Source organism: Aliirhizobium wenxiniae (assembly GCF_014201355.1).
Classification (GTDB): Bacteria; Pseudomonadota; Alphaproteobacteria; order Rhizobiales; family Rhizobiaceae; genus Neorhizobium; species Neorhizobium wenxiniae.
Genome location: NZ_JACHEG010000002.1, coordinates 1406216 through 1422952, shown reverse-complemented (window position 1 = coordinate 1422952; position 16737 = coordinate 1406216). Strand labels below are relative to the sequence as shown.

At 60.0% G+C, this 16737-nt stretch carries 18 protein-coding genes; 1 reads left to right on the top strand and 17 read right to left on the bottom strand.

The features are described 5' to 3' along the window. Positions 1-6: 6 nt before the first annotated feature. On the bottom strand, positions 7-438 hold the full coding sequence (locus HNQ72_RS14830; RefSeq protein WP_183992935.1) for a MarR family winged helix-turn-helix transcriptional regulator: 432 nt from the start codon (positions 436-438) through the stop codon (positions 7-9). Between the two features lie 427 nt (positions 439-865). Here HNQ72_RS14830 and polA point away from each other — a divergent pair, with 427 nt between their 5' ends. Next, positions 866-3850 (top strand): DNA polymerase I, encoded by a 2985-nt coding sequence (polA, locus tag HNQ72_RS14825; protein ID WP_183993155.1) that lies wholly within the window; start codon positions 866-868, stop codon positions 3848-3850. A gap of 41 nt (positions 3851-3891) precedes the next feature. Here polA and HNQ72_RS14820 read toward each other — a convergent pair whose 3' ends face one another. The 16 genes from HNQ72_RS14820 to phnG all read right to left on the bottom strand — a co-directional run bounded on the left by HNQ72_RS14820 (position 3892) and on the right by phnG (position 16701). Then, a complete protein-coding gene (locus HNQ72_RS14820; RefSeq protein WP_183992934.1) occupies positions 3892-4152 on the bottom strand; it encodes a hypothetical protein in 261 nt (86 codons plus the stop codon). Between the two features lie 130 nt (positions 4153-4282). Further along, positions 4283-4891 carry a phosphonate metabolism protein/1,5-bisphosphokinase (PRPP-forming) PhnN gene (gene phnN / locus HNQ72_RS14815; protein WP_183992933.1) on the bottom strand — a complete coding sequence of 203 codons (609 nt, stop codon included), beginning with the start codon at positions 4889-4891 and terminating at the stop codon, positions 4283-4285. After that, positions 4891-6027 carry an alpha-D-ribose 1-methylphosphonate 5-triphosphate diphosphatase gene (locus HNQ72_RS14810; protein WP_183992932.1) on the bottom strand — a complete coding sequence of 379 codons (1137 nt, stop codon included), beginning with the start codon at positions 6025-6027 and terminating at the stop codon, positions 4891-4893. The genes phnN and HNQ72_RS14810 overlap by 1 nt, the downstream gene beginning before the upstream one ends. Next, a complete protein-coding gene (locus tag HNQ72_RS14805; RefSeq protein ID WP_183992931.1) occupies positions 6024-6737 on the bottom strand; it encodes a DUF1045 domain-containing protein in 714 nt (237 codons plus the stop codon). Before HNQ72_RS14805 ends, HNQ72_RS14810 begins: the two co-directional genes overlap by 4 nt. Before the next feature lie 116 nt (positions 6738-6853). Further along, positions 6854-8209: a phosphonate ABC transporter, permease protein PhnE gene (gene phnE / locus HNQ72_RS14800; protein WP_210319581.1), complete on the bottom strand. Its 1356-nt coding sequence runs from the start codon at positions 8207-8209 to the stop codon at positions 6854-6856. Next, positions 8209-9135 (bottom strand): phosphonate ABC transporter, permease protein PhnE, encoded by a 927-nt coding sequence (gene phnE, locus HNQ72_RS14795; RefSeq protein WP_373289439.1) that lies wholly within the window; start codon positions 9133-9135, stop codon positions 8209-8211. Before phnE (HNQ72_RS14795) ends, phnE (HNQ72_RS14800) begins: the two co-directional genes overlap by 1 nt. 134 nt (positions 9136-9269) lie before the next feature. Continuing rightward, a complete protein-coding gene (gene phnD / locus HNQ72_RS14790; protein ID WP_183992930.1) occupies positions 9270-10175 on the bottom strand; it encodes a phosphonate ABC transporter substrate-binding protein in 906 nt (301 codons plus the stop codon). Between the two features lie 87 nt (positions 10176-10262). Continuing rightward, positions 10263-11117 (bottom strand): phosphonate ABC transporter ATP-binding protein, encoded by an 855-nt coding sequence (gene phnC / locus HNQ72_RS14785; protein ID WP_183992929.1) that lies wholly within the window; start codon positions 11115-11117, stop codon positions 10263-10265. Positions 11118-11232: 115 nt separating this feature from the next. Continuing rightward, positions 11233-11850, bottom strand: a complete 618-nt coding sequence (locus HNQ72_RS14780) for a DapH/DapD/GlmU-related protein (protein WP_183992928.1) — start codon at positions 11848-11850, stop codon at positions 11233-11235. Then, on the bottom strand, positions 11847-12557 hold the full coding sequence (phnL, locus tag HNQ72_RS14775; RefSeq protein ID WP_183992927.1) for a phosphonate C-P lyase system protein PhnL: 711 nt from the start codon (positions 12555-12557) through the stop codon (positions 11847-11849). The genes HNQ72_RS14780 and phnL overlap by 4 nt, the downstream gene beginning before the upstream one ends. Positions 12558-12567: 10 nt before the next feature. Then, entirely contained in the window at positions 12568-13344 is a 777-nt protein-coding gene (gene phnK, locus HNQ72_RS14770; RefSeq protein WP_183992926.1) for a phosphonate C-P lyase system protein PhnK, read from the bottom strand. Further along, the gene (locus tag HNQ72_RS14765; protein ID WP_183992925.1) at positions 13341-14222 is read right to left on the bottom strand and encodes an alpha-D-ribose 1-methylphosphonate 5-phosphate C-P-lyase PhnJ; all 882 of its coding nucleotides are present in this window, start codon (positions 14220-14222) and stop codon (positions 13341-13343) included. The genes phnK and HNQ72_RS14765 overlap by 4 nt, the downstream gene beginning before the upstream one ends. Next, complete coding sequence (locus HNQ72_RS14760) at positions 14219-14506, bottom strand: hypothetical protein (protein WP_183992924.1); 288 nt, start codon at positions 14504-14506, stop codon at positions 14219-14221. Before HNQ72_RS14760 ends, HNQ72_RS14765 begins: the two co-directional genes overlap by 4 nt. Then, positions 14503-15612: a carbon-phosphorus lyase complex subunit gene (locus HNQ72_RS14755; protein ID WP_183992923.1), complete on the bottom strand. Its 1110-nt coding sequence runs from the start codon at positions 15610-15612 to the stop codon at positions 14503-14505. Before HNQ72_RS14755 ends, HNQ72_RS14760 begins: the two co-directional genes overlap by 4 nt. Before the next feature lie 19 nt (positions 15613-15631). After that, the gene (gene phnH, locus HNQ72_RS14750; protein WP_183992922.1) at positions 15632-16231 is read right to left on the bottom strand and encodes a phosphonate C-P lyase system protein PhnH; all 600 of its coding nucleotides are present in this window, start codon (positions 16229-16231) and stop codon (positions 15632-15634) included. Next, positions 16231-16701, bottom strand: a complete 471-nt coding sequence (gene phnG, locus HNQ72_RS14745; RefSeq protein ID WP_183992921.1) for a phosphonate C-P lyase system protein PhnG — start codon at positions 16699-16701, stop codon at positions 16231-16233. Before phnG ends, phnH begins: the two co-directional genes overlap by 1 nt. Between the last annotated feature and the right edge of the window lie 36 nt (positions 16702-16737).

Sequence of the window (16737 nt, the reverse complement as noted above, 5' to 3'; positions counted from 1 at the left end):
TTTCCGTCATGCCTTGCGGCTATTGCAAATGATGAGCCGCATATATTCCATCATCAGCTCGCGCTCGAAGGAGCGGAAGCCGGAAAACAGTGCGCTGTCTGCCTCGGCGGCTGCATCGACAGCGCTGGTTTCCAGCGATCTTCCGAGTTCCGTCAGGGTGATAATCTGGGCGCGTTTGTCGGTTGGATGCGGTGTGCGCACAATCAGCTCGTCGCGCTCCATTCTGGCAAGCGTATTGGCGAGCGTTGCCTGCTCCACTTCAAGCTTGTCCAGAAGCTGCTTCTGGGTCAGGCCATCCTCCTGCCAAAGCTCAAGCAGGACGGGGAACTGCCCGGGAGAAAAGCCCAGTGACGCCGCACGCTTCTGCAGCGATCGTGAAAACACCCTGGCGAGCTGACCGGCCAGATAGGTAGCCGACTGCGAGCGATCGAATCCCATGGCCTCCGCCACTATTCTCAAGGGAACCAGCTTGGCTGGCAGACGATAATCGATATCAGGCAATGCTTTTATGAGATTGGGGCACAGGCGCGATGTTGGCAAGATGGGCACTGATAATTCGGTTGCCGATGCCGGAGGTAGCGCAAATAAAAACGCCACGGCTGGGAGGGGGACAGCCGCGGCGTTTCTTATAGCAGGACAAAGACCCGGAGAGGGGGGTAGGCCTTTGTCCGGTCTGGTGAGGCGGGGGACGGGCCTTCTGCCAGACTGCGGCGTTACAATCGCCGGTAATCCTGAAATGAGGGGCGGATTGCGGCTTTTCAAGGGAAAGCTGGATTACAATTCGGTAAGGTAGGCCAAGGTCTGCTAGCTTGGTTCCCGAGAAGTTTTCATGGACGCCGATCCTGTGCCACGCTATTTCATGCCCATGAAAAAAGGCGATCACCTCTTCCTAGTCGACGGGTCCGGATTTATCTTCCGTGCTTTCCACGCATTGCCGCCATTGACGCGCAAAACCGATGGCCTGCCGGTCGGTGCGGTCTCCGGCTTTTGCAACATGCTCTGGAAGCTTCTCACCGATGCGCGTGACACATCCGTTGGCGTGACGCCCACCCATTTCGCGGTCATCTTCGACTATTCGTCGAAGACTTTCCGCAAGGATCTCTACGATGCCTACAAGGCAAACCGCTCGGCGCCACCGGAAGAACTGGTCCCGCAATTCGGCCTGATCCGTCAGGCGACCCGCGCTTTCAATCTGCCCTGCATAGAGACCGAGGGTTTCGAAGCCGACGACATCATCGCGACTTACGCCCGTCAGGCGGAAGCCACTGGCGCAGACGTAACCATCGTGTCTTCCGACAAGGACCTGATGCAGCTCGTGACGCCGATGGTCCACATGTACGATAGCATGAAGGACAAGCAGATCGGCATTCCGGAGGTTGTCGAAAAATGGGGCGTGCCGCCGGAAAAAATGATCGACCTTCAGGCGCTGGTCGGCGATTCGGTTGATAACGTTCCGGGCATTCCCGGCATCGGCCCGAAGACCGCTGCCCAGCTTCTGGAAGAGTTCGGCGATCTCGATACGCTGCTGGCACGCGCAGGCGAGATCAAGCAGGTCAAGCGCCGCGAAAACATCATTGCCAATGCCGATATGGCGCGCCTTTCCCGCCAGCTGGTGGAGCTGCGGACCGATGTGCCGCTTGAGCTCGATCTCGACGCGTTGTTCCTTGAGCCACAGGACGGGCCGAAGCTCGTAGCCTTCCTCAAGGCGATGGAATTCGGCACGCTGACCCGCCGCGTGGCAACCGCCTGCGAATGTGATGCCAATGCCATCGAACCGGCTCTCATCGAAGTGGAATGGGGCGCAGACGCACGTGGACCGGATCTCGACGCCGGCACCGCGGTCGACACCGGCGAAGCTGCTGCCGATGCGCCGGCTTCGCCTGCCAAGACTGCTGTCGCCAAGGGTACAGATGGCGCAACGCCGTCGGATCTCGCGGACGCACGGATCGCCGCTTTCGCCAATACCAGGATCGACACGACGAAATACGTGACGATCCGAGATGTCGAGGTGCTCGACGACTGGATCAAGGCGGCACGTGAAACCGGTCTTGTCGGCTTTGATACCGAGACCAATTCGCTCGATCCGATGCAGACCGAACTGGTCGGTTTTTCGCTCGCCATTGCCGATAACAGCGATAATCCGTCCGGGCTCGATGTTCGCGCCGCCTATGTGCCGCTCACCCACAAGACCGGCGTTGGTGATCTGCTCGGCGGCGGAATGGCCGAAAACCAGCTATCGACCCGAGATGCTCTCGATCGCCTGAAGCCGCTGCTCGAAGATCCATCGGTCCTCAAGGTCGCGCAGAACCTCAAATTCGATTACCTCGTCATGAAGCGCCACGGCATCACCGTGAAGGGTTATGACGATACGATGCTGATGTCCTATGTGCTGGATGCCGGCAAGACCACGCACGGCATGGACACGCTTTCCGAGCGCTGGCTGAACCATAAGCCGATCGCCTTCAAGGATGTGGCCGGTTCGGGCAAGAGCGGCGTCACCTTCGATTTCGTCGATATCGACCGTGCGACGACCTATGCCGCCGAAGATGCCGATGTGACGCTGCGCCTCTGGATGGTGCTGAAGCCGCAGCTGGCCGCGATGGGCCTTACCCGTATTTACGAACGGCTGGAGCGTCCGTTGGTCGAGGTTCTGGCGCGTATGGAAGAGCGCGGCATCTCCATCGACCGGCAGATCCTGTCGCGTCTTTCCGGCGAACTGGCGCAGAAGGCAGCGGCCTTCGAAGACGAGATCTACGCACTCGCAGGCGAAAAATTCACCATCGGTTCTCCGAAACAGCTCGGCGATATCCTGTTCGGCAAGATGGGGCTGCCGGGCGGTTCCAAGACCAAGACCGGCCAATGGTCTACGTCTGCGCAGGTTCTGGAAGACCTGGCGGCCGAAGGCGCCGAACTGCCGCGCAAGATCGTCGACTGGCGCCAGCTGACCAAGCTGAAGTCCACCTACACCGACGCATTGCCCGGTTATGTCCATCCCGAGACCAAGCGGGTTCACACCTCCTATTCTCTGGCCTCGACCACGACCGGCCGCCTGTCGTCCTCCGAACCGAACCTGCAGAACATTCCGGTAAGGACTGCAGAAGGCCGCAAGATCCGTACTGCCTTCATTGCTTCGCCGGGACACAAGCTTCTGTCCGCCGACTACAGCCAGATCGAACTGCGCGTGCTCGCCCATGTGGCCGACATTCCGCAGCTTCGCCAGGCCTTCGAGGACGGCGTCGACATCCATGCCATGACAGCGTCGGAAATGTTCGGCGTACCGGTAGAAGGCATGCCGAGTGAAGTGCGCCGTCGCGCCAAGGCGATCAATTTCGGCATCATCTACGGCATTTCCGCCTTCGGTCTTGCCAATCAGCTGTCGATCGAACGGTCCGAGGCGAGCGACTACATCAAGAAATACTTCGAGCGCTTCCCCGGCATCCGTGACTACATGGATAGCACCAAGACCTTCGCTCGCGAGCATGGCTATGTGGAGACGATCTTCGGCCGCCGCGCCCATTACCCGGAAATCAAGTCGTCCAACCCTTCGATGCGCGCCTTCAATGAACGTGCGGCGATCAACGCACCGATTCAGGGTTCTGCGGCAGATATCATTCGCCGTGCCATGGTGAAGATGGAGCCGGTACTGGCTGAAGCCGGGCTTGGCGAACGTGTGCGCATGCTGCTTCAGGTCCACGATGAACTGATTTTCGAAGTCGAGGATGCCGACGTCGAAAAGGCCATGCCGATCATCGTCTCGACCATGGAGCAGGCAGCAATGCCTGCCATCTCGATGAAGGTGCCGCTCAAGGTGGATGCGCGCGCCGCGTCAAATTGGGACGAGGCGCACTGACGCGCCCAGTCTCCGGTTCGATTAACGATCGGGAACGCCGCTCAGGCGGACCCGCTATCCGGGTAAAGAGAAGTCAGTGCCGTGGACAACAGCTCCTCGGCATAGGTGTCCGCCGTTTCCTGGGCAGACTTCGTTAGGCCGACTTCGCGCGATCGTTGTCGCACGGTATCCTGGATTAGTGCCGCTATACCGCGGGCCTGATCGGAGTTGCCATTGTCGGAGGTGTCGAGCGTCAACGCCAATGCGGTCATGGCGACGATCTCCAACACGACTATTCGTGCCTCGAGATCCGGATTTGCCATACCGTCAGGTTCCGCCCCATCCCTTGCTCGTGTTTCTATCACCGCCCCAGCTCCATTTGGCTCCACCTCTATTAGGCATGCCGAATGAAACAGGTAGGGGAGCCATTGGAACTTTAAAGCGTGTCAGGTTTTATTTTTCTCTGGGAATGAAAGACTGGGATAATAAAGTCGAAACGGCATCGACAATCGCTTTGCCCGAAATTTCTATTTCACCGCTATTGTCGATCGTGATCACCTTATAGTCGCCGATCACACCAAGCGAGCTCCGGTTCAGCCGGCGCAGAATGTCTTCTCTGCTTTCTCGCCCGCGCGCTTCAAGTCGCAGTGCTAGCACTTCCGGGCGTGCTGTTACGTTGATGACGACGAGGTTCGGATAGGCTTGCCCGAACAGGCCGAGCGCGGAGCGCGATCCGTTTGCGATAACGACCGCGCCGTTCGCCACGGCATTCTTCGTCTCGACGGGTATGCCGTAATGCAATCCGTGAGCTTCCCATGAAACGGCGAAGCGGCCATCGGCTTTGAGTTTTTCGAACTCGGCTTCGCAGACGCCATCATGATCTTCGCCGCCGGCAGCGGCGTCGCGGGTTATCACGCGACGGGTAAACACCACGTCAGTGCGATCCGAGAAGGCGCGGGCTGCGTAAGCCATCAGCGTATCCTTGCCGGCCCCACTGGGGCCGACGACCGCGATCATGCAGCCTTCACCGGCTTTTCTGCGGGGTTCAGATGATCCGTCCATTAGGCCACCCGGCGCCCTTGCCGCCATACGGCGCGCGATACCGGCACGCCTGCCTCGCGGTGAACCCGGACGAGGTCAGCACGCAGCCCGGTCGCGATCCGGCCGCGATCGGCAAGGCCAGCTGTGCGGGCCGGGGTGGAGGTCACCATGGCGATTGCCTTCGGCAAAGAGATCCCCTCGACATCGTCTGCAAGAATGAAGGGCGCGTAAAGCAGGCTGAGAGGCACGTAGTCCGATGACAGCACATCGAGAACGTCTCCGGCAGCAAGGTCGCGGGCGGCGATATTGCCGGAATGCGACTTGCCGCGTACCACGTTCGGCGCGCCCATCAGCACGCTCATGCCGGCCTTGTGCGAGGCGGCGGCAGCTTCGAAACTGGTCGGGAACTCAGCAAGCTTGACGCCGTTTTCGATCGCCTCGTCGACATGATCGAGCGTTGCGTCGTCATGGCTTGCAACGGTGATGCCGCGTTCTGCGCAATGTTTGGCGATCGCGATACGGTGCGGCGTCGAGTTGCGCTGCGATTCCGCCACGCGCTTGTCGACGAAGATCTTGAAGGCTTCATCGGTCAGGCCGCGCTTCTTCTGATAATAGAAGATGTACTGGTCCATGGTCTGGAACTGGCGCTGGCCGGGGGCATGGTCCATCAGCGACACGAGACGGACATGGCTGTCATTCTCGAAATCGGCAAAATGCTCCAGAACGTTATCCGCTGAAACCTCGCAACGCAGATGGATCAGGTGCTCGGAGCGCAGCCGCCCTTCGCGTTCGGCTGTCTGGATGGCGTCGGCCATGTCGCGCATTTCGCCATGCTCGAAGCCGCCGTCTTCGTCCGAACCCATGCGCAGGCAGTCGAACACGGTAGTGATGCCGGAAGAGGCGATCTGCGCGTCATGGGCCTGGATTGCAGCGGTCGGGTTCCAGCGCACACCGGGACGAGGGGAGTAATGCGTCTCGAGATGGTCGGTATGAAGTTCGACCAGACCCGGGATCAGGTAGTCGCCCTCGAAATCCTCGCCGGTCTGAACGCTGCCTTCGGAAATGTCGGCGATCTTGCCGTCACGGATCTGCACGGAGCCGGAGATAACACTGTCTTCCAGCACGATGCGGGCATTCTTGAATACGGTCTCGGTCATGAGGCGGTCTTTCTGATCTCGGAAGCCGGCTTCAGGGGCAGCCAGCGATGGGCAATAAAATCTGCGCCGCGGGCAGGCTCGACGAAGAGCGCGATGCCGTTAATGGAAAGCGGCCTGTTAATGAATTCGGCAAAACGCGGCTCAAGAGCGGCGCGCATTGCCGGCGCCTGTTCGGGCGGAACCTGGCCGGACAGCGTCATGTGAAAGCGGAACTCGTCCATCACATGCGGATAACCCCAGCGCATCAGGTTGTCGCGATGCTGCGGCGACAGCGTTTCCGGTTTGCGGCGGGCGATATCGGCATCCGAAAGCGGCGCCCGGAATGGTTCGAAGTCCTCGACGATGCGGGCAGCATAGTCCTGCAGCTCGGGATAGACCCGATCCGGTACCAGCGCGAAGAACCGGCCGAGCTGGCCGACAATGAGATTCGGGATCTCGAAGGCTTCGGTCGTCGCCGCAAACTGTTCGAAAGCCTCGATCAATTCCGCTTCCGTCTTGCCGTCCGCCAGTTCGAACGGAGCCTTGAGTGTCGCGTGAAAGGCGTAGCGGCGAGGATCGGCGGTAAGCGCGTGAACCTCCTCCACCGAAAGTCCGGCGACGTCGGGCGTTGCAAACGCCTCGCCGGTAAAGGCGTCACGGCCGAGCCAGCGGGATGCAATCTTTGTCAGCGGATGGTCCGCAGCAGGGGAAAAATAGAGAGCGTAACGCAAGGCATCGGTCCGGAATCAGGGAAGGATAGAAGGCGGAAGTCTAGACATCCGCCACGCCGGGAAACAGACCCTGCGCCTAAAAGATTTCCATGACAGAATGATGATGCGGACGTGCTTTAATGTGTCGGGCCACCGATCAGTCGAGAGCGGATCGCATTCGACACGTTGTCGAACAGGAAGACCACGAACAGGATGAGCAGCACCATATAGGCAACCTTGTCCCAGTCGGCATTGGTGCCCATCGCTTCCAGAAGCTTGAGACCGATACCGCCGGCACCCACGGCGCCGATGACGGTTGCCGAACGGGTGTTCGATTCCCAGAAATACAGCGATTGCGAGATGAATACCGGCAGGACCTGCGGCACGATGCCGAAGCGGTTGACGATGACCGGCGATGCTCCGACGGACTTCACGCCCTCGCGCTGCTTGTCGTCCACATTCTCCACCGCTTCCGCATAGACCTTTCCGAGCGCACCGGCATCGGTGAAGAAGATCGCCGCAATGCCGGGGATTGGTCCGGGGCCGAAGGAGCGGGTGAAGAACAGTGCCCAGATCAGCATGTCGACCGAGCGCAGGAAGTCGAACAGCCGCTTCATGCCCCAATTGGCAGCGCGGTTCAGCGTGATGTTACGCGCCGCGATGAAGGCGAGCGGGAAGGCGAAGATCGTGCCGAGCAGCGTGCCGACAAAGGCCATGACCAGAGTCTGCATCAGCTTCCATAGGATGTCGGCATGCTGCCAGACATTGTTGCCGAGGAAATCGTCGACCATGTGGGAAATGTTCGAACGCGCCGGATCGAGCCGTTCGCCGACCGTTGCGAGACTGATCAGCTGGCTCCAGCTCTTGCCCCAGAAATCGGATTTCGTGTCGAACAGGAAATTCGCCCAGCCGAGGAAGCGGCGCTGGATATAAACCTGAGAGGTGCGGATTTCGGCCTGGCCTTCAAAGCCGTAATGCACGAGGACCTTGTTGCCGTCCTGCTGAATTGCGGAAGGGGCATTAGCCGGTGCCGTTGCCGCATCCTCGGTGATCGTCACGGGATAGGCCGTGCCGTTGACATAAACGTCGACACGGCTCGGGTTCACTTCGAGACGGTCGTCATCGCTGCCATAGGTCACGGTATAGCCACCGGTCGCGGTCGGCTTCAGCCAGAAGATCTCCGCGCCCTGGGCATATTGGCCGCGGCTAGACCATTGCGCCCGAACCGTTCCGTTATCCTCGAAGCGCAGGCGTGGCTGTGCACGCCAGGAATACCAGTCCTGGATATAGAGCGACGCACGATCCCACTGGCCGTTCATGAAGGCCGGGCCGACATTGAAGGCGAAGAAGCAGACCACGAGGTACAGGGTCACGATGCCAGAGCCGACAAGCAGACCGTAACGCTTCAGGAAGGAGCGGTGAAACACTTCCGGATGTGCGGCGCGCAGGCGCTCGCGGTCGGATGCATTGATCGAGGGAACCGAAGAGATCATCAGGCTGCTCCCCTGCCGAATTCGAAGGACTGGTGGCCGATCAGCCGGCGACGAAGCCAGGCGGAAAACTGGTCGATGATGATGATGCTGACGAGCAGCAGGATGATGATCGCATAGGTTTTGGCGGCATGATCGCGGCCGATTGCCAGACGAAAGACTTCACCGATACCGCCGCCGCCGACGGCCCCGATGATCGTCGAGGCGCGCACATTGATCTCTGCGCGCAGCAGCGTGTAGGAGACGAAATTCGGCAGGACCTGGGGAACGATGGCGAAACGCACGCGCTCGACCCAGGAGGCACCGGCGGCCCGCAGGCCTTCATCCGGTTTCATGTCGGAATTTTCCACCACCTCGAAGAACAGCTTTCCGAGCGCGCCGATCGTATGGACGGTGATCGCGATGATCGCCGCAATCGGGCCGATCGAAAGGATCGCGGTCAGAAGGCCGGCGATGACGATCTCCGGAAAGGCGCGCATCACTTCCATGATGCGGCGCACGACAAAGCGGGTCGCGCCGGCGCCAACCAGATTGGTCGATGCGAAAAAGCAGAGCAGGAAGGCGAGCGCCGCACCGATAATGGTCGAAACCAGTGCGATGTTGATGGTGATCACCAGCTGGTAGATGAAGTTCGGGATGTAAAGCGTGTCGGTAATGTAGTGGCGGTCGGCCGTGTAATTGTATTTGAGCGAACCGTCCGCATAGGGCGACGGCAGGTCGAACATCGCCCGGAAGATTTCCATCGGGCTATCCGGCACGAAGCTGCGGATGAAATCGAAGAAATAGGGCAGACGCTCGAAGAACTTGCCGGCATTCGCATCATTGGCGAATTGCAGCGAGTAGAACAGCACGATGAGAAAAACGACAATCGAGATCGCGGTATAGATGCGGCGTGTCCGCAGCTGCTGCCGGTAATGCTGCATCACCATGGATGCTGCCGGGCCTAGCTCGCCTCTGGGGCCGCTATTGTTGCTTTCGCTGATGGTCGCCATGATCCGCGCTCTCGCTTGTAGAAACGGCGGCGCTTTTGGAGCGCCGCCGCCTGGATGGGGGGTGAGGAAAATCAGCCGCCGATAACGGACTTACGAGCGTCGATGATCGTCTGGTAGAAGGACTGATCGACCTTGATGTATTCCTTGTTGTCGCCCTGCGTGTAGGCCTTGAAGCAATCGTGGTCCTTCTTCGGAAGTTCCATGAAGAAAGCTTCGACCTTGTCGCGCATTTCCTGCGGCAGCTTGTTGTTCACCATCAGCGGGCCGTTCGGGATCAGCGGCGACTTCCAGACTTCAACGACGTCGTCCATGTCGAGGATGCCCTTGTTGACCATCTGGTGCAGGTTGCCGCCGGTATAACCGTCTTCCCACTTGCCAACGCCCGAACCGAAGGTCGTGCCGACGTCGAACTTCTTGTCGAGAACGGCGAGAACGAGGTTCTCGTGACCGCCGCCGAAGCCGCTTTCAGAGAAGTATTCCTTGACCGGTGCGCCGATTTCCTTCGGCAGGGCAACGTTCGGGACGAGGTAACCAGACGTGCTATCCGGGTCGGCGAAGCCGATCTTCTTGCCCTTGGCGTCGGCCAGCGTCTTGATGCCGCTGTCCTTGCGGGCAACCATGATGGAGTAGTAACCGCTGGAGCCGTCCGACTGGGTGTAGGTCAGGATCGGGTCGACAGCCTTAGGGTCCTTCAGCGCGATAGCGGCGTAGGAGGAGGCGCCCATCGAAGCGATGTCGATCGTGCCGCCGAGCAGGCCCTGGATGACGCCGTTATAGTCAGGCGACGGGAAAATCTGGACTTCCGGAACGCCGGTGAAGGCCTTCAGGCCATCGGCGACACACTGGGTGTTGCGGATCTGGTCGGCTTCGTTTTCCGAGCCGTCGAGACCGATGCGCAGAACCTTGACGTCCTGTGCCATTGCGGAGCCTGCAACGACGCTCATCGCGACGGCAGCAAGAAGAACTTTCTTCAGCATGGTGATCTCCTGTTTCCGGATCATCCGGAGTTGGGTCATGAATGAATGGTGTGCCCTTTACGCGGGCTGTCGATCTGGGTGCGGGTATCAGGCGCTGGCGCTTGCCAGCGAGCCGATCCCGCCCGATTGCTGTTCCCGGCCAGCCTGGGCTGCGGGAATGTTGATGCTGGTCGAGGTCATCGTTTCGTCGATGCCGGCACCGTCCTTGTCGGAGCCGTAGATTTCCTGCACCGCAGTCGCTGTGAGTTCTGACGGTGTGCCGTCGAAGACAACGCTGCCATGGGCCATGCCGATGATCCGCTCGCAATAGCTACGGGCCGTATCGAGTGTGTGCAGGTTGGTGATGACGGTGATGCCTTCGCGCTCGTTGATGTCGCGCAGCGCGTCCATCACGATCTTGGCGTTGAGCGGGTCGAGCGAAGCGATCGGCTCGTCTGCGAGAAGCATCTTCGGCGACTGCATCAGTGCACGGGCAATCGCGACACGCTGCTGCTGGCCGCCGGAAAGCGTGCCGGCGCGCTGCATCGCGGTCTGTTCGATGCCTAGGCGTTCGAGAGCAGCAATGGCTGCCAGTCGCTCGTCGTCGGAAAAGATGTTGAGAAGACTCATGACCGTCGAACGGTGGTTCAACCGGCCGAGCATGACATTGGTCAGCACGTCGAGACGCGGCACGAGATTGAACTGCTGGAAGATCATCGCGCAATCACGCTGCCAGTTGCGCAAGGCAGCGCCTTTCAGCGACGATACTTCGGCATCACCGAAATGGATCGAGCCGGAGCTCGGCTCCTGCAGGCGGTTGATCATCCGCAGAAGGGTGGACTTGCCGGCGCCCGACCGGCCGATAATGCCGACCATCTGGCCCTGGGGAATCTCTACATTGACGGCATTGACCGCGATACGATCGCCGAAACGTCGAGTGATATTCCTCAGTTCAAACTTCATGTTCTAATGCCTGTCCAATCCCCTGGTGGGGATCGGATTAGACTTGGTTGATGAAGTCTGAATGTCGATTCGATGTCAGTTTGATTACAAGCGTGACGGTCTTGTAACGCTTTCGTTACAACGCATAGCGCGCAAGAAAATCCTCAGCCGAAAGCGCCCGGAAGTCTTCGAGTGCGCTGCGTAACTTCTTATGATCCCAATCCCACCAGGCGAGCCGGTCCATTTCTTCTCCGATTTGCTTGGTAAAGCGCTCACGGATCAGTTTGGCCGGCACACCACCGACGATGGTGTAAGGCGCGACATCCTTGGAGACGACAGCGCCGGCGCCGATCACCGCGCCATTTCCGACGTTCACGCCCGGCAGCAGAGTGGCGCCGTGGCCGATCCAGACGTCATGACCGATTGTGATCCGGTGTTCCCGACGCCAGTCGAAGAACTCCTGTTCCATATCCGCGTCATCCCAATAATAGGCGGCGCGATAGGTGAAGTGATGAAGCGTTGCGCGCTGCATGGGATGGTTGGTGGCGTTGATACGCACTGCGGCGGCAATGTTGACGAACTTGCCGATCGTGGCGCACCAGATCGAGCCGTCGCGCTCGATATAGGAATAGTCGCCGAATTCCACTTCATCGAGGCGGCAGCGTTCGGCCACTTCCGTGTAACGTCCGAGCGTTGCGTTCGTCACGCTTGCCGTTTCGTGGATATTTGGCGCCTCGGTCAGTTTCCTGCTCATGCCGCAATGGCCTTTCGTGGAGAAAAGGCACTCACGTCAAGAATGCGGTCTGCGACTGCCTCGCGCACTTCCTCGTCATGGAAGATGCCGAGCATGGCGACGCCCTCTTCCTTCTTCGCGGCGATCATATCGACCACAACGCGGCGATTGGTGGCGTCGAGTGAGGCGGTCGGTTCATCGAGAAGCAGAACGCGATGGCTGGTAATGAAGCCGCGGGCAATGTTGACGCGCTGTTGCTCGCCGCCGGAGAAGGTAGATGGCGGCAGCGACCACAATTCGCGCGGCAGGTTGAGCCTCGAAAGAAGCTCGGCCGCATTCTCTTTTGCAATAGTTGCCTCTACGCCGCGCACGACAAGCGGTTCGGCAACGACATCGATCGCGGCAACGCGCGGCACGGTGCGCAGGAACTGGCTGACATAACCCATCGTGTGGCGGCGCACGTCGATGATCGTGCGTGGATCGGCACTGGCGATATCGACGATGCGATCCTTATGGTCGACAAGGATCTGGCCGGCATCAACGGCATAATTGCCATAGAGCATTTTCAGGATCGAGCTTTTGCCGATGCCCGACGGGCCGCCGAGCACGACGCATTCGCCGGCGGCGACCGAAAAGTTCACATCGTTGACGACCGGCAGCTTGATGCCATCGCGCAGATGCATGGTGAAGCTCTTGAAGACTTCCGAGACGACGAGGGGAGTTGCCATCGATGTTACCTCACACCTGGAGAATGGAAGAGACGAGAAGCTGGGTATAGGGTTCGCGCGGATCGTCGAGCACCCGATCGGTCAGCCCGTGTTCGATCACGTGGCCATCCTTCATTACCATCATCCGGTGCGAAAGAAGCCGCGCGACCGCGAGATCATGGGTAACGACGATCGCGGCCAGGCCCAGATCGTTGACGAGACCACGCACCAGATCGAGCAAACGCGCCTGAACCGAAACATCGAGACCGCCGGTCGGTTCGTCCATGAACACGAGGCGAGGTCCGGTAACGAGATTGCGGGCTATCTGCAGGCGCTGGCGCATGCCGCCGGAAAAGGCGCGCGGCTGGTCGTCGATACGGTCGGCGGAAATTTCCACCCGGCCGAGCCAGTCGGTCGCCGTCTCGCGGATTTTTCCGTAATGCCGGTCACCGACCGCCATCAGCCGCTCGCCGACATTGGCGCCGGCAGACACCGTCATGCGCAGCCCGTCAGCCGGGTTCTGATGGACAAAGCCCCAATCGGTACGCATCAGGAAGCGGCGCTCCGCCTCGCTCATGTGGTAGAGATCGCGGAAATTGCCGTCGCGCATCCTGTATTCGACACTGCCGGCAGTCGGTAGCAGGCGGGTAGAGATGCAGTTAAGAAGCGTCGTTTTGCCGGATCCGGATTCGCCGACAATGGCGAGCACTTCGCCCGGCCATAGCTCGAAATTGACATCCTGGCAGCCGATTCGGCTGCCGTAGAATTTCGACACGCCGCTGACTTTGAGAAGTGGATTGTCGCTCATTCCGCGGCCTCCTGGTTTGGAGCAAGCATCGCGCCGGCATGGCCGTGTTCGCGGCGGTCCTCGCAATGGTCGGTATCGGAGCAGACGAACATTCGCCCACCCTTGTCATCGAGCACGACTTCGTCGAGATAGACGCCATGTGCGCCGCAGAGCGCGCAATCCTGCTCGAATGTCTGGATCTCGAACGGGTAATCCTCGAAATCGAGACTGACCACTTCCGTATGCGGCGGTACCGCATAGATGCGCTTCTCGCGGCCGGCGCCGAACAGCTGAAGGGCGTCCGACATGTGCATTTTCGGATTGTCGAATTTCGGCGTCGGCGACGGGTCCATCACATAACGCCCATCGACCTTCACCGGATAGGCATAGGTCTTGGAGATGCGGCCGTTGATGGCGATGTCCTCGTAGAGCTTCACATGCATCAGGCCATATTCTTCCAGCGCATGCATTTTCCGCGTCTCGGTTTCGCGCGGTTCAAGGAAGCGCAGCGGCTCGGGGATCGGGACCTGATAGACGAGAACCTGGCCTTCGGTGAGCTTCTGCTCTGGAATGCGGTGGCGCGTCTGGATGATCGTCGCATCCTTGGTATGTGTCGTTACCGCAACGTCTGCGACCTTCTGGAAGAAGGCGCGGATTGAGACGGCATTCGTTGTGTCGTCGGCGCCCTGGTCAATGACTTTCAGCACATCTTCCGGCCCGATGATCGCGGCTGTCACCTGCACGCCGCCGGTGCCCCAGCCATAGGGCATCGGCATTTCACGCGATGCAAACGGCACTTGATAGCCGGGTATCGATATTGCCTTCAGTATCGCGCGGCGGATCATCCGCTTCGTCTGTTCGTCCAGGTAGGCGAAATTGTAGGTGGCGAGGTCCGTCATAGTGAAGTATCCTGTGCCTGCATAAGCCACTGAGAGGAGAGGTCGTCATGGACGCCGTCACTTCGAATGGATTGCTCCAAGCAGCCGCTTTCGCGCTGCTGTTTTTTCTGGGCATCTTGCCCCTTTATCTCAACAGGGAGCGCACACGATCCGCCACCGACAAAAGTGTTGCCGGGGAAGGCACGCCAGTTGTCATCGCGGCTGATGGCTGCAATGGCGACAGTGGTGCCGGCGGTGACGCGGGATGCGGTGGAGGTGGCGGTGGAGGAGAGTGATCCGGTCATTCTGCGGCCTCCGTTACATCGCCTTGCTGAGGACTACGCGCAGCATGGATATCGGCGCGCATTCTGCGAACCATGGCCAATTCTGCCTGGAAATCCACATAGTGCGGCAGTTTCAGATGCTCGACAAAGCCGGTCGCCTGCACGTTGTCGGAATGGGAAATGACGAATTCCTCGTCCTGCGCCGGCGCGGTAATGTCCTCGCCGAGTTCTTCGGCGCGTAATGCGCGGTCGACCAGCGACATCGACATCGCCTTGCGTTCGCTCTGACCGAAGACGAGGCCGTAACCGCGGGTAAACTGCGGCGGCGCCTTTGAAGAACCCTTGAACTGGTTGACCATCTGGCATTCGGTCACGCGGATATTTCCGAGAGAAACGGCAAAGCCGAGTTCCGGTATTTCCATCTCCACCTCTACTTCACCGATACGGATTTCGCCGACGAAGGGATGGTTGCGGCCATAGCCGCGCTGGGTCGAATAACCGAGCGCCAGAAGAAAACCCTCATCGCCGCGTGCGAGCGCCTGCAGACGCAGGTCGCGACCCATCGGAAATTCCATCGGCTCACGCGTCAGATCGCCCGCCTGATGATCCTGGGGCAGATCCCCATCGGCCTCGATCAGGCCTTCATGCGCGAGAATGTCGGAGACGCGCATGATCTCTTCTTCGCTGGCATCCCTGCGGGCAGGTTCTTCGACGGTCTCGTCGGTGAGAAGCGAAGGATCGAGAAGGCGATGCGTATAGTCGAAAGTCGGGCCGAGCAGCTGTCCACCTGGAAGATCCTTGTAGGTGGCGGAAACCCGACGCTCGACCAGCATGTCGGCGGTGTCGAGCGGCACCGAATTGCCGAAGCGGGGCAGGGTGGTGCGATAGGCGCGCAGGAGGAAGATCGCTTCGATCAGATCGCCGCGCGACTGACGCACGGCAAGGGCTGCAAGCGACCGGTCGTAAAGCGAGGCTTCGGCCATCACCCGGTCGACGGCCAGTCCCAGCTGTTCGGCAATCTGCTCGATGGTGACGGAGGGAAGCGAGCGATCACCCCGGCGGCGGTCGGCGAGAAGCCGGTGAGCGTTGCTGATGGCGGCTTCGCCACCCTTGACGGCAACATACATGGTCTACTCTCCTTGAGGCTTAAGCCACGATCTTCGTCGTGCGCGGAAGGCACAGGAAACTGCGTCCCGCCGTGAGGATCACATCGACGCCGCGCGGAAACAGCGGCCGGTTGTCGGCCCATAAACGCAGGAACGCTTCGGGCAATCCGGCGATCTCGACCGTCTTGGACTGAAGGATACCCGGTCCCGACAGCGTGAAGGACTGGCCTTCGCCAAGCCCCGCCACTTCGATGACCAGCGTCGTCGAACGATCCGGATATTCCTGCGTGCCCAGCGAAAACAGGCCGAAGGAGGAAGGCGTCACGCCCCGCTCCACAAATGCGAAACGGGCCTCTGCCTTCTCGCGGGTTATCGGCGCGCTGGAATGAAAGCCGATCCACTCGCCGACTGCCGACTTGGCAAAGCTGGCACTGAGCCAGACCGGCGTATCATGGTCGCAAAGCGTCAATGCGATGGCACCGGCTGCTGCTCCAAGCGGATCGGGCTGACCGGCATCATGCTCCATCGCCCGGATCGATCCCGGCCGCGCCATGCTGTCCATCAGCATGCGAAACACGCTCTGGGACTGGAAGACCGGATCGGAGAAGCCACCGGTGAAGGCCTGAATATTTGCTGACATCAGTCGTCTCCCCGAACCATTGTGAAGAAGTCGACACGGGTCGCGGCAGTCTCTTCCGCCTTCGCCCTGTTTTCCGCCTCAACCCGATGTTCGACCAGGGCAAGCACGGTGTTTTCGACGTGATCTCTCGTGGCATCCTCCTGCCAAAGCGCATCGAATATTGCCGCAAGCTTCGCTTTCTGCTTGTCGGTGCCAAGCGCTTGTGCATGGCCGACTGTGCCGGATGCGAGTGCGACGGTCGCGCGCGTCACGGTCGCTTCACCGAGGTTGAACGGGCTGCCGCCGCCGCCGATACGTCCGCGAACCATCACCAGCCCGGTCTCCGGACCGCGCACGGGTTTCGTCTCGGGTTTGTCCTTTAATGCATCCCAGGCGGCGTGAAGTTCATCCGCCGTCGCTCTGGCAAGAAGGGAAGCGCACCGCCTGCGGCCTGCCTGTTCGGTCGGCAGGGTCTGCTCTGCAACACTCATGGCCAATCTCCAAAATGTCTATTGATATAGACAACT